The organism is Arthrobacter sp. K4-10C, assembly GCF_059090085.1.
Window position 1 is genome coordinate 127,864 of sequence record NZ_JBNHFI010000008.1, and the last position, 12,017, is coordinate 139,880.

10 protein-coding genes are annotated in these 12,017 nt (G+C 65.0%); 4 read left to right on the forward strand and 6 right to left on the reverse strand.

The window, feature by feature from the left end; all coding sequences use genetic code 11:
• The first annotated feature begins 102 nt into the window (after positions 1-102).
• On the forward strand, positions 103-1,392 hold the full coding sequence (locus AC5RUU_RS12800) for an ammonium transporter (protein WP_493975579.1): 1,290 nt from the start codon (positions 103-105) through the stop codon (positions 1,390-1,392).
• A gap of 186 nt (positions 1,393-1,578) precedes the next feature.
• Here AC5RUU_RS12800 and AC5RUU_RS12805 read toward each other — a convergent pair whose 3' ends face one another.
• Positions 1,579-2,634 (reverse strand): family 43 glycosylhydrolase, encoded by a 1,056-nt coding sequence (locus AC5RUU_RS12805; protein ID WP_493975580.1) that lies wholly within the window; start codon positions 2,632-2,634, stop codon positions 1,579-1,581.
• A 183-nt stretch (positions 2,635-2,817) separates the two neighbouring features.
• Between AC5RUU_RS12805 and AC5RUU_RS12810 the strand changes: the two genes are divergently transcribed.
• Both AC5RUU_RS12810 and AC5RUU_RS12815 read left to right on the forward strand, forming a co-directional pair.
• Positions 2,818-3,843 (forward strand): DUF808 domain-containing protein, encoded by a 1,026-nt coding sequence (locus AC5RUU_RS12810; protein ID WP_493975581.1) that lies wholly within the window; start codon positions 2,818-2,820, stop codon positions 3,841-3,843.
• Positions 3,844-3,891: 48 nt separating this feature from the next.
• Complete coding sequence (locus AC5RUU_RS12815; RefSeq protein WP_493975582.1) at positions 3,892-4,671, forward strand: hypothetical protein; 780 nt, start codon at positions 3,892-3,894, stop codon at positions 4,669-4,671.
• A gap of 73 nt (positions 4,672-4,744) precedes the next feature.
• Here the strand turns inward: AC5RUU_RS12815 and AC5RUU_RS12820 are convergent, their stop codons facing one another.
• On the reverse strand, positions 4,745-5,047 hold the full coding sequence (locus AC5RUU_RS12820; protein ID WP_493975583.1) for a helix-turn-helix domain-containing protein: 303 nt from the start codon (positions 5,045-5,047) through the stop codon (positions 4,745-4,747).
• A 64-nt stretch (positions 5,048-5,111) separates the two neighbouring features.
• Between AC5RUU_RS12820 and map the strand changes: the two genes are divergently transcribed.
• The gene (gene map / locus AC5RUU_RS12825; protein WP_493975584.1) at positions 5,112-5,894 is read left to right on the forward strand and encodes a type I methionyl aminopeptidase; all 783 of its coding nucleotides are present in this window, start codon (positions 5,112-5,114) and stop codon (positions 5,892-5,894) included.
• 29 nt (positions 5,895-5,923) lie between these two features.
• On the opposite strand, the gene AC5RUU_RS12830 is transcribed toward map, so the two are convergent.
• The 4 genes from AC5RUU_RS12830 to AC5RUU_RS12845 all read right to left on the reverse strand — a co-directional run bounded on the left by AC5RUU_RS12830 (position 5,924) and on the right by AC5RUU_RS12845 (position 11,991).
• The gene (locus AC5RUU_RS12830; RefSeq protein ID WP_493975585.1) at positions 5,924-9,355 is read right to left on the reverse strand and encodes a DEAD/DEAH box helicase; all 3,432 of its coding nucleotides are present in this window, start codon (positions 9,353-9,355) and stop codon (positions 5,924-5,926) included.
• 142 nt (positions 9,356-9,497) lie between these two features.
• Positions 9,498-10,358: a sugar phosphate isomerase/epimerase family protein gene (locus AC5RUU_RS12835; RefSeq protein WP_493975586.1), complete on the reverse strand. Its 861-nt coding sequence runs from the start codon at positions 10,356-10,358 to the stop codon at positions 9,498-9,500.
• Between the two features lie 2 nt (positions 10,359-10,360).
• Complete coding sequence (locus AC5RUU_RS12840) at positions 10,361-11,197, reverse strand: carbohydrate ABC transporter permease (RefSeq protein WP_493975587.1); 837 nt, start codon at positions 11,195-11,197, stop codon at positions 10,361-10,363.
• Positions 11,191-11,991: a carbohydrate ABC transporter permease gene (locus AC5RUU_RS12845; protein ID WP_493975588.1), complete on the reverse strand. Its 801-nt coding sequence runs from the start codon at positions 11,989-11,991 to the stop codon at positions 11,191-11,193. The genes AC5RUU_RS12840 and AC5RUU_RS12845 overlap by 7 nt, the downstream gene beginning before the upstream one ends.
• Positions 11,992-12,017: the final 26 nt, after the last annotated feature.

Sequence of the window (12,017 nt, forward strand, 5' to 3'; positions counted from 1 at the left end):
AGCCGCCTCCGCCGACCGTGGTACTGACTCCGCCTTTCTCCTCCGGAGTGGCTCTGACAGGCAATTTCCGTTCTCTCCTCGCATCACGAAAGGGGTTTCCCAATGGATTCGGGAAATGTCGCTTGGATTCTGGCCAGCGCAGCGCTGGTCTGCATGATGATCCCCGCCCTGGCCCTGTTTTACGGGGGCATGGTGGGTTCGCGCCGCATTCTCAACATGATGATGATGTGCTTCGGCGGTGCCAGCCTGGTGGCCGTCCTGTGGGCCCTGTTCGGTTACTCGCTGGCTTTCGGCAACTCAGTGGGCGGGCTGGGGCTGATCGGTGACGTCACAGAGTTCCCCGGCATGGGGCAGCTGCTGGCCGCGGACGAGGGGGCGTCCATCCCGGTCATCCTGTTCGCCGCGTTCCAGTTGTTCTTCGCCTGCGTCACCACCGCCCTCGTTGCCGGCGCGGCGGCAGGGCGCATGAAGTTCGGCGCCTGGATGCTGTTCGCAGGTATCTGGGCCACCGTTGTCTACTTCCCCATTGCGCACTGGGTGTTCGCCTTCTCTTCGGCGGACGGCAGCGTGACCGGCGGCTGGATCGCCAACGGCATCAAGGCCATCGACTTCGCAGGCGGCACGGCCGTGCACATGAACGCAGGGGCTGCCGCCCTTGCCCTGGCACTGGTCCTCGGCAAGAGCTCGGGCTGGCCCAAGATGGAGCACACCAAGCCGCATAGCCGGCCGCTGGTCCTCGTGGGCGCGGGCCTGCTGTGGGTCGGCTGGTTCGGTTTCAACGCCGGCTCGGCACTTTCCGCCGGCCAGTCGGCGTCGGTCGTTTTCCTGAACACCGCCGTGGCAGCCTCCGCCGGCCTCCTCGCGTGGGCGCTGGTCGAACGCCTCCGCCACGGAGCGGCCACCAGCATGGGCGCCGCGTCAGGCCTCATCTCCGCGCTGGTCGCCATCACCCCCGCCTGTGGTTCGGTCAGTCCGCTGGGTGCAGTCGCCATCGGCCTGATCGCCGGCGCGGTTTGCTCGCTTGCGATTGAATTGAAGTTCCGGCTCGGCTTCGACGACTCGCTCGACGTCGTCGGCGTCCACCTGGTGGGCGGCATCCTCGGCACCCTGCTGATCGGCCTCTTCGCCACCGATGTTGCTCCCAACGGCGTCAACGGGCTCTTCTACGGCGGCGGCGTTGACCTCCTGGGCGTGCAGGCACTGGCGACGGTCACCGTCCTGGCCTACTCGTTCGGCATCACCTGGGCCCTGGCCAAGATCCTGGACAAGACCGTGGGACTCCGCATCAAGCCGGAAGACGAGATGCGCGGCATCGACCTCGCCGCCCACTCGGAGCTGGCCTACCTGACTGACGAGGACCCCGTGGAGCTAGGGTCTCCCCAGCGAAGCTAGTCCCTTCGGGGCCGTGGGCCCGCACGAGGCAGGCAGAGGGCCAGATCTGGACCGGTGCCAGCAGCAGCTGGCTTATAGTTCCAGGATCTGGCCCTTTGTCGTGGCTGTTGGTCGCTGGCTGTTGGTTGGTGCTGTGCCGTGCGGGCTGTTTCAGTCGGCGGCCTTCATAGTCACCAGCGTTGCTCCTTAGTGCTCGATGCAGACCAGGCTGCCGTCGCGGACTTCCAGGACCGCTGCACGGACGTGGCTGAGGCGCGTGCGGGGGTCCGGCTCCATAGTGTCGATGTCCTCGCCACCCCAGAAAGGGTGCGTGAAGTAAACAAGCAGGGCCCGCTCCGTGCCATCCCCCTGGGCGGGGAGCGGCACCACGTCGGCGTGGCGTCCGACGACGGGCCTTCCGCCTGATGTTTCAGGTGCTGTGAGGATGAGGCCGTCCAGGTCTTCCTGCCGGGTCCAGTTGCCGGTGGCGTCCTCTGAGCGGTAGACGGCCTGGCCCCGCCATTCGTCCACGAGCATCCAGTACGTCCCCGCCATCCGGAACACCTTGGGTCCTTCGTGGGGGCGGCCGGGAATCGCGACGCCTTCGGGGACCCACGATGCCGGGTCCTGTGGCGTGTCACTGACCGCGCTGAAGGTATTGGAGCCGCGGGTTTCGTCCTTGTACCAGAGCCGGTGCCGGCCGTCCCCGCAGCGGGCCACGGCCGCATCGATCATCCGTGTCGAACCCAGGTCTACGGCCCCCAGGTACTCCCAGTGTTCCAGGTCGCTGCTGGCAAACTGCACGATGCCCGCGTTCCCGGTCCAGTCCGTCCGCCTGCCTCCCAGGACTGTGAGGTACATGATCCACTGGTCGCCAATCTGTACGACGTCGGGCGCCCACAGGGTTGCCGGTTCTTCCGTTCCGGGCGGCAGCAGGCCGTCCACAGTGCCTTGGTAGTTCCAGGTGGCACCGCCGTCCAGCGACCGCGCGACGCCGATCCTTGTACCGTGCACCCATTCGACGCCGGTGAGGCCCGGTTTCGCGGCGCGGCGCTGCGTATAGAAGAGCACCCACGCGCCCTTGAGGTGGTCGGCCACCAGGACAGGGTCCGTGGGGCCATCCCAGATCGGGTCGCGGTAAGGAACGGCAAAGGCATCGGGGCGCAGGGGAGCCAGGGCGGTACCCAAGGCCGACGCCGTTGCGGGGGACGGGGATGCCGGGGACGCAGCAATGGCCTCATCGGCAGCTCGTGACGCTCGCACCGTTTCTCCAACGTTGTAGTTCTGTTTGTGGTCCAGCATAGATGGCGATCTGTGTGTGCACATCCGCTCTTTGGATCCTCGCGCAGTCATGCGCGCGACATATACTCCGAGCATGCCAATCTCGCGTCCCACCCGAAGCATCCATGCCAAGCCGTCAGCCCTTCAGCAGTACGGGAGTGACCAGTGAGCGGCGGACTCGTAGCCCTCCTGGACGACGTCGCAGCCCTGGCCCGCATAGCGGCCGCCTCGGTGGACGACATCGCTGCCGGAGCCGCCAAGGCGGGGGCCAAGGCCGCCGGCGTGGTCATCGACGACGCCGCGGTCACTCCGCAGTACGTGTCCGGTGCGGACCCGTCCCGCGAACTGCCGATGATCAAGCGGATCTTCTGGGGTTCGCTCCGAAACAAACTGTTGATCATCCTGCCGGCCCTGCTGCTCGTCAGCGCGTTCGTCCCGTGGGCCATCCCGTTCATCCTCATGCTGGGAGGCACGTACCTCTGCTACGAGGGTGCCGAGAAGGTCTGGCACAAGCTCCGGGGACACCACAGCGCGGACGAAGATGCGCCGGCGGTCGAGCGGGGTCCGGAGGCCGAGGCCAAGGTTATCAAGGGCGCCATCACAACCGACTTCATCCTGTCCTGCGAGATCATGGTCATCTCGATGAACGAGGTGGCAGCAGACTCCTTGTTGTCCCGGGCGGTTATCCTGGTGGTCGTGGCCCTGGTGATCACGGTGCTCGTGTACGGTGCCGTCGGACTGATCGTCAAAATGGACGACATCGGCCTGCACCTGGCCGCTAAAGAATCCGCGGGCTCCAAACGCTTCGGCGAGCTGCTGGTCAAGGGGATGCCCGCAGTGCTGGCCGCAATAACCTTCATCGGGACGATCGCCATGCTTTGGGTTGGTGGCCACATCATGCTGCAGGGGGCCTACGACCTCGGCTGGCACGGTCCGTATGACATAGTCCACGTCCTCGAGCACCCCTTCGCCGGGATCGCAGTGGTTGGCAGCTTCCTGGCCTGGCTCGTGAACACCTTGTGCTCAGCCGTGATCGGGCTCGCTTGGGGCATCGTGGTCATGGCTATCGTGCATCCGCTGCTGAAAGCACTGCCGTTCGGCAAAAAGAAGGGCGGGCATGAGGAAGGCGACATCCGCGCCGAACTTGCCGGCTACCGGCCGAAAAAACCTGACTCCGATTCCGCCCAGTAGTCCTTAGCCAGAGGCTGTTTTGTCCGACCCCCTTGGCATGCTTGATCTATGGACGGCAAAGCAGTGGAGGGCGTGGGCGGTGGTGGCGGTATTGCTGCTGCTGTGGCGTTGGTGGCTGGTTTTGTTGAAGGGCTTGCTGGCGTTGTGGCCGGTGGTCCGGGCGCGGTTTTCGATGATGTAGCCGCTGATGGTGTTGATCCGTTGCGGCGGTACGCCAATGACTGCCTGGACGGGTTGGCGGTGATTGCCAGGATCGAGGCTGCGACTGCCGCGGTGAAGGTGCGGCTGGCGGCCGGGTACGCGGAGGCTGCCGCTGCCTTGGAGGAACCGGCCTGCAGTTCCCAGTGGGCTGCCGGGCAGCAGATGGCTGTGGTCGCGGAGGTCGCCTGCGTCCTGACGATCGGGGAGCGGGCGGCGGGTGCGCTGGTCGGTGCGGCGCGTGCGTTGACCGGCTCGTTGCCGGCGGCTTTGGATGCGTTGCAGGCCGGGGCGGTGTCGTGGCAGAACGCCCAGGTCCTGGTGGAGGAGGCCACGGGCCTGGACGCTGCGGGTTTGCGGCCCTGGAGGCACGCTTCCTGGGCGTGGATGGTCTTGGCACGGGCGCTGACGGGGCCGGCCCTGGGGGTGTTGCGGGGGAGTTGCCGCCGGCGCGGTTGCGGCGGAAGGTGCGGTCGTGGCGGGAACGCCACCATCCCGAATCGATCGAGACCCGTCACGCCAAGGCACACCAGGACTGGGAACCACCACACTGGCCACAAATGCGCGACATTCAAAGCTGGCCAGACTTCGGCCGTCTGTACCCAGGGCCGTCTATCGAGGAACCACTGAGCAGGGATTTTGGTGGATCCGGGGGACCTTCCGGCTGACGGCAATCCGTGGGATGAGTTCTATGCCATGCCGGTTAAGAGGCCAGCCGCTGGCGGGTATCGTCACCGGACGTGCCCGGCTCAACATCACCCGTGGGATTGCTGATCTCCGCCCATACGGCATCGAGGGAGAGTCCCAGAACGTCGGCGATGGCGGCGATGGTGGGGAATGCCGGTGTGGCAACGCGCCCCGATTCGATCTTCCGGAGCGTCTCCGGCGAGACCCTCGCATCGAGGGCGACCTCGAGCATCGAGCGCCCCGCCCGGGCGTGGCGCAATAAGGAACCGAGGCGCTGTCCGCGTTCGACCTCTGCGGAAGTAAGGGGCAGTCTCACCATGGCTCCAATTGTAATACCGGGATAATATGGCCGGTATTGTTATTGGTTGCGAGGAGGGCGCTAGATGATTGAAATCCTAAACTCCGCCGAGGTGGCCCGGGCAAGGGACGCAGGCGCCCTGGTTGCCAACATCCTGCACACGCTGAAGAGCCGCTGCCGGGTGGGTACCAACCTCCTGGACATCGACCGCTGGGCCCGTGACATGATCATCGGGGCCGGCGCGGAGTCCTGCTATGTCGATTATGCGCCGTCCTTCGGGCGCGGGCCGTTTGGCCACTACATCTGCACGGGGGTCAACGACGCCGTGCTTCACGGACTGCCGCACGACTACAGCTTGTCCGACGGTGACCTCCTGACCCTTGACCTCGCCGTCCTAAAGGGAGGAGTGGCTGCAGACTCTGCCATCAGCTTCATCGTGGGCGAAACGAAGAACCCGGAGAGCGTGGCACTGATCGACGCAACGGAACGGGCACTTACGGCGGGGATCGCCGCCGCCGGGCCCGGGGCCCGCATCGGGGACATCTCCCATGCCATCGGCGCAGTGCTTAGCCAGGCGGGATACCCCATCAACACCCAGTTCGGTGGCCACGGCATCGGATCAACGATGCACCAGGACCCGCACGTACCCAACTCCGGGCGGCCGGGCCGCGGGTTCACGCTCCGCCCCGGGCTCCTGCTTGCACTGGAACCGTGGGTCATGGCGGACACGGCAGAGCTCATCACTGATGACGACGGGTGGACGCTCCGGAGTGCCACAGGCTGCCGGACAGCACACAGTGAGCACACGATTGCCATCACTGACGGCGGAGCAGAGATCCTGACCCTGCCCACCCAGACGCTTTCCTAGGGTCACCGACCTGAACGGCAGCTGCGCCCCTACTCTTTGAACAGCCCCGCAAGATCCTCGGCAGTGATGGCACCGCCGGCAAGGGCATCGCCCTCCATGACGTCGGCGAACAACTGCGATTTCCGGGCCTTCAACGCCATGACCTTCTCCTCGATGGTGTCCTTGGCAACCAGGCGGTAGACCATCACGTTGCGGGCCTGCCCGATCCTGTGCGTCCGGTCCACGGCCTGCGCCTCCGACGCCGGGTTCCACCACGGATCCAGCAGGAAGACGTAGTCGGCCTCGGTGAGGTTCAGCCCGAAACCGCCGGCCTTCAGCGAAATCAGGAACACCGGGGCACTGCCGTTCTTGAACTCGCTGACCACATCCGCGCGGTTGCGGGTGCCGCCGTCGAGGTAGCAGTACTCGATGTCCTCCGCCTGCAACCGCTCGCGTACCTTTCCCAGGAATCCGGTGAACTGGCTGAAGATCAGTGCCCGGTGGCCTTCCGCCACCAGGTCCTCGAGCTGTTCGAACAAAACGTCCAGCTTGCTCGATCGGATGCCTGTGAGGGCAGGGTCAACCAGGGATGCGTCCAAGCTAAGCTGCCTGAGCAAGGTCAGCGACTGGAAGATGGTGAACCGGTTCTTGTTCACGTCCTCAATCAGACCCAGGATCTTCTGCCGCTCGCGCTGCAGATGCGTCTGGTAGACCTTTTGGTGCCGCGGATTCAGCACCACCTCGAGGATCTGCTCCTGCTTGGGCGGCAGGTCCTTGATCACCTGGTCCTTGGTGCGGCGCATCATCAGCGGACGGACCCGACGCCGGAGCTTGTCCAGCTGCCCCTTGTCGCCGTTTTTCTCCACCGGCTTCTGGTAGTACTCCGCGAAGCGCTTGGGGCTGGAGAAGAGGCCCGGTGCCACAATCGACGTCAAAGCCCAGAATTCCATGAGGTTGTTCTCCAGCGGGGTGCCGGTGATGGCCAGCTTGAACGAGGCGGGCAGCTTGCGCGCGCACTGGTAGGCCTTGGACTGGTGGTTCTTCACGAACTGCGCCTCGTCCAGCACCAGCCCGGCCCAGGCCCGGGAGGCGTAGGCGTCATAGTCGATGCGGAACAGTGCATAGGACGTGATGACAACGTCGGCATCCGCCAGGGCAGCCTTCGGATCCTGCCCGCTCTTGGCAAACGTCTCACCCACCACCTGGACCTTGAGCCCGGGAGCGAAGCGGGCCGCTTCGGCCGCCCAGTTTCCCACCACGCTGGTGGGGGCAACCACCAGGAAGGGCACCACGGCGGGGGGCTCGCTGGAGGCAGCGGCGGCCTGCTCCTTCGCCGCGCACATCAATGCGAGCGCCTGGATGGTCTTTCCGAGGCCCATGTCGTCGGCAAGGATGCCGCCCAGGCTGTGTTTGTACAGGAAGGTGAGCCAGTTGAAGCCCTCCAGCTGGTAGGGCCGGAGTTCTGCATTCAGCGAGGCCGGCAGCGGCAGCCCGTCGGTGCCGCCCTCCAGGAGGCCACCCACGGCCGAACGCCAGGCGGCAGCCTGCTGGTCCACGATCCCCAGCTGTGCCAGCTCGTCCCACAGCCCCGCCTGGAAGCGGCTGATCTGCAGCGGAGCGTCCTTGTTGTCCTGCAGCGACCGCGCCTCCTCGATCAGCGCCCGCAGTTGGTGCAGCTCCGGCAGGTCCAGGGAGAAATACGCGCCGCTGGGCAGCAGCATCTTGGTCTGGCCCGCGGCCAGCGCGGAGAATACGGCAGCGAAGGAGACAGGCTGGCCCTCGAGGGAAATCTGGATTCCCAGGTCGAACCAGTCGCGCTGCTCAGTGGCCTTGGTGGAGATGGAAACCACCGGCGCTTCCTCGGCTTCGCGGTAGTCTGCGATGTCACCTGCAGTTTCCACCTCAACGTCAGCGGCTTGGCGGAGCCGGGGCAGCACTTCCTCGGTGAAGGCCAGTGTGTCAAGGCCCTTCAGCTCGGCCGACGCGGCCAGCCGGGGAGTGCCCCAGCCGCCGGTTGCGGACTCGCCAAGGGAAGGAACCAGCTCCCACGGCTGGCCGATGCCTTCCAGGATGCGGGCTTCTGCCGCGTCGTCGCGGTAGCCGTGGTCGCCGGGGTGCCGCCACAACGGCTGGGCGGTGACCAGGTTTCCGCTCTTGTAGTGCCACTCCCAGTGCAGGCGCACGCGGTGGTCGGCACCGTAGTTCGCCAGGAGCGAGAGGGTGGGAACGGCAAGGGCAGGGAGCTCAACCGACTCGTCCCGCGCAGTAACCCTGGCCTTTTGCTTGAGCTTTGGATAGAACCCGGTGAGGAACCGCGATTCGTCCTTGGCCGGGATCTGCAGGGTGCTGCCGGCGGTGACGAACGCCAGGAGCTCCTCGCTCAAGCCCCCCTCCAGCGGTGCGAGGGTGATGACGCCGTCAGGGTCGGGCACGCCAGGCAGCGCGGCATCACCGGTGGTGAAGAACAGTCCGTGCGCCGGCCGTCCGATCGTCCCCACCGACGCCGGATCAACCTCGACGCCCTCCACCGTGATGGTGGGCGAAAGTTCCAGCCCGCCGTCGTCGGAGGTATCCTGTTGCGCTGCACCGCCTGGGACAGCGCCTGCCGGCGTGCCGTACCTTGCGAGATTAAGTCCGACGGCGGCAGGGGCCTCGGCGACCTGGACCGGCTCAGTGCCGCGCGGGTTGACCAGCGCGAGTCCGATCTTCCGGGCATCGGACAGCAGGCTCCACAGGTTCTTCCCGGAGTATGAATTCAGTCCCAGCCACAGGCCGGCTGAGTTGTGCATCCGGCTGGCCGAGGCGGAGTGCGCGGCCAGGAACTCCTGCATCCACTCGATATGCGCCTCGTTGCATTCGCGGCGGAAATTCAAGTAGCTCAGGGTGTTCCACGAGACATCGCCGCGGATCCACTTGCCCTTGGCGCCCATGATCACCGGGCGGGCTTTCAGCTGGCGGACGCTGCGGACCGGATCGAGCCGGCCCGTGTAGGAAAAGTGCGGTGCCGGTTCCTCGATCTCGAACTGGAGCGCCAGCGGGACGCCGTTGGTGGCGGGGGTATTTCCCGGCTGCGAAATAAGCGGGCTGAGGGCCTGCTCCCAGTCCGGGAGAGCAGTGCCTGAAGGCTGGCGCGCCACCTGGGTGGCAACTCCCGGGGACAGCAGCTGGACGCGGATGGCCGGGTTGTCCTCCGCTGCAAAAAGGAGCGCCGCAACGTGCTTGCAGTCCTTCCGGACGGGGCAGCTGCAAACGCCCACCGTGCAGCTCCAGCCGCCGCCCCTGCGGACCAGCTTGGCGGTGGTGGAGTAAGGAACGTCGGCACCTCCCCGGACCTTCCCCAGCATGAGCCCGGTGCCGGCGTCGAAAGATATCCCGGAGACGCGGCTGCCCATGGCGTAGGCTAGCCCCGCGGCCAGGGAGCGGTCGTTGATGGCGGGGGTCTGAATCGCCAGTGCCGCACTCTCGTCCGGTTGGGATGGCATGGTGCGCGCTACTTTCAGCAGGACACGGCGGAACCGCGTCCGGTGGTTGGTTATCTGATCCATCTTAGTTCGCCGGCGCGGGAGGCGTGTGCCGCCTTCCCCTCGACTGGGACGGTTTGGTCAGATACCAGTCCACGGCGTGCTAGCCATGGTGTGCCTGCTGAAGCTGTGCGGCGCTGTCCCTGAATGCGCTGAGGCACTTCTGGAAGGAGCTGCGCGGTTCCAGCGTGTACGAGCCGTCGCCAAATAGTTCAAACGTGAACGATTTGGTGTACTCCAGCTGCCCCAGTTCACGCAGTACAGCCGTCAGGTCCAGGTTTCCGTCTCCCCATGCCAAGTGACCGGCGGGTGAGCCATCAACCAGGTGTACGTGCCGCACCCTTTTCCCAAAAGACCCCCCGTAGGCACTGATCGCATCTCCTGCCACTGCCAATGCCACAGTGTCGATCGCCACCCCAAGGTCAGGATGCCCCACGTCCTTGACCATGCGTTCAAGCGATGACAGATCGGTGACCAGATTCGACTCCACCCGCTGGAGCGGTTCCAATACGCAGGCGACTCCCAGTTCTGAGGCCCGTTCGGTGATCGCCTGCAGGGCAAGGACGCTCCGTTCCCAGGCGGGTTCCGGCGGCTCGTCCTCGTAGCCGCGGCCGGAGGTGAGGAACAAAAGCGGCGATTCCAAGTCGCTGCATATTTCGGCAGCCCGGAGGAAAAGCTGCACGCTGCCCTCCCGCAGCCATGCCTCGCCTGAAGCGATGTTGACCGGGTAGGCCACCTGCTCAGGCGTCAGGCAGGCCACAGAGAGGTCACGTTCACGCAGCAGCCTCCGTACCTGCTTCACCCGGTGCCCGTCTGCATCCGGAAGGTGCAGGTGGGGCGCTATGCCCCACAGCTCCACCCTGGTGCGCCCCAGCTCCACCATGTCGTCCAGGCAACGCTCGAGGGTGTGGTGCTGGTACGCGAAGTTGGAGCCGCAGACCTGGTCCAGGCTGAAACCGGCCATCATCACTTCCCCACACCGTCTGCCAGGCCACGGATGAAATACCGCTGGCCTGCGAAGAAGAGCACGATCACGGGGACGGCGGCGATGGCCATTCCCGCAAACACCACCGGGTAGTCCGTGCCGTGTTTGGCCATGAGATTGGTAAGTCCCACCGGCAGCGTCTGCAGCGCCCCGCCGCTGGTGAAGATCATGGCGAAAAGGTACTCATTCCAGGTGAAGAGTACGTTGAGCAGGATGGTGGAGATGATGATTGGCCGGCACATCGGCAGGATGACCTGCCAGAACGCCCGTGCCTTGGAGGCGCCGTCCACGGAAGCGGCCTCATCCACCTCCAACGGCAAATCCAGCATGTAGGCACGGATCAGGAAGGTGGTGAACGGAACCCGGAAGGCGGTGTAAAGAATAAGCAGCGCCCAGAAGCTGTTGTAGAGGCCCAGGGCCTGGAACATCTTCACCAGGGGAATCAGGGCCACAGTCGGCGCCAGCATCAACCCGGCCAGGATCAGAATCAGGATGGTCCGGTTGAAGGGAATCTTGACCCTGGTCAGGCCGTAGGCAGCCCAAGCACTGATCAGCACTGTGGCTACGGTGGAGGCCACCGTGACAAGCACGCTCGTGGTGAGGTAGTCGCCCACGCCGCGGTTCCAGGCGGTCACGTAGTTTTCCCACCGCCAGGTTTCCGGAAGCGCAAACGGATTGGCGAACAGTTCGGAATTCGATTTCACCCCGTTCAGCAGCATCCACAGCAAGGGGTAGATGACAACGATGGCCAGGGCCACCAGGAACGCCTGGACAAAAACCCGTCCCAGGAGCATCAGCACTGAAGCGCGCGTCACCATTCCACCCTCCTGCGCTTGGCCAGCCGGAGCTGGAGTACTGCGAGGACGAGCGTGATGACGAAAACTGCGGTGGCGATGGCCGCGGCGTAGCCGAAGTCATTGCGGACAAAACCGCTGCGGTAGAGCCAGGTGCCCAGGACCTGGCTGGAATTGTTGGGGCCACCTGTGGTCATGACCATCACCTCGTTGAAAACCTGGAACGCCCCTGAGACAGTCACTATCATCATCAGGCTGCTCATCTCGCGGACAAGGGGCAGGGAAATAGAGAAGAACCGGCGGACGGGGCCAACGCCGTCGATTGACGCCGCCTCGAAAAGCTCGGAGGGAATACGCTGCAGCGCCACTGCGAAGAGCAGGGTGCAGTAGCCGAAGCCCTGCCATTGGCTCATGGCGATGATGCCGAAGATCGCGGTGTTCTCCTGGCCGAGCCAGGCTTGCGCGAAGTTTCCCAGCCCCAAGGTCTCAAGCGCGGCGTTCAGGATGCCCATACGCGGCTCATAGATGAAATAGAACAGGAGCCCGGCCACGGTAAGGGAAATAGCGGAGGGAACAAAGTAGATTGCCCGGAGGGCACCCCGCCACCGCGGGCTGGGCAGTCCCTCCACGAGAGCTGCCAGAACCAGCGCTCCGAACACCTGGAAGATGATTGAGATCCCGGCGTAAAGGGTGTTGTTGGCGAGCGATCTCCAGAAGATCGGGTCATTGAGCATCTTGAGGTAGTTGTCGGCACCAACAAAGGTCTGCCGGCCGCTGTAGATGTCCCACTTGAGCAGGCTGAAGCCCAAATTCTGCACGAGTGGCAGATAGCAGAAGACACAAA

Bases quoted from the DNA above. Each gene is read 5' to 3' on its own strand.
- AC5RUU_RS12800 (WP_493975579.1), top strand. From the start codon at position 103: ATGGATTCGGGAAATGTCGCTTGGATTCTGGCCAGCGCAGCGCTGGTC.
- AC5RUU_RS12815 (WP_493975582.1), top strand. From the start codon at position 3,892: ATGGACGGCAAAGCAGTGGAGGGCGTGGGCGGTGGTGGCGGTATTGCT.
- AC5RUU_RS12820 (WP_493975583.1), bottom strand. From the start codon at position 5,047: ATGGTGAGACTGCCCCTTACTTCCGCAGAGGTCGAACGCGGACAGCGC.
- map (WP_493975584.1), top strand. From the start codon at position 5,112: ATGATTGAAATCCTAAACTCCGCCGAGGTGGCCCGGGCAAGGGACGCA.
- AC5RUU_RS12830 (WP_493975585.1), bottom strand. From the start codon at position 9,355: ATGCCATCCCAACCGGACGAGAGTGCGGCACTGGCGATTCAGACCCCC.
- AC5RUU_RS12835 (WP_493975586.1), bottom strand. From the start codon at position 10,358: ATGGCCGGTTTCAGCCTGGACCAGGTCTGCGGCTCCAACTTCGCGTAC.
- AC5RUU_RS12840 (WP_493975587.1), bottom strand. From the start codon at position 11,197: ATGGTGACGCGCGCTTCAGTGCTGATGCTCCTGGGACGGGTTTTTGTC.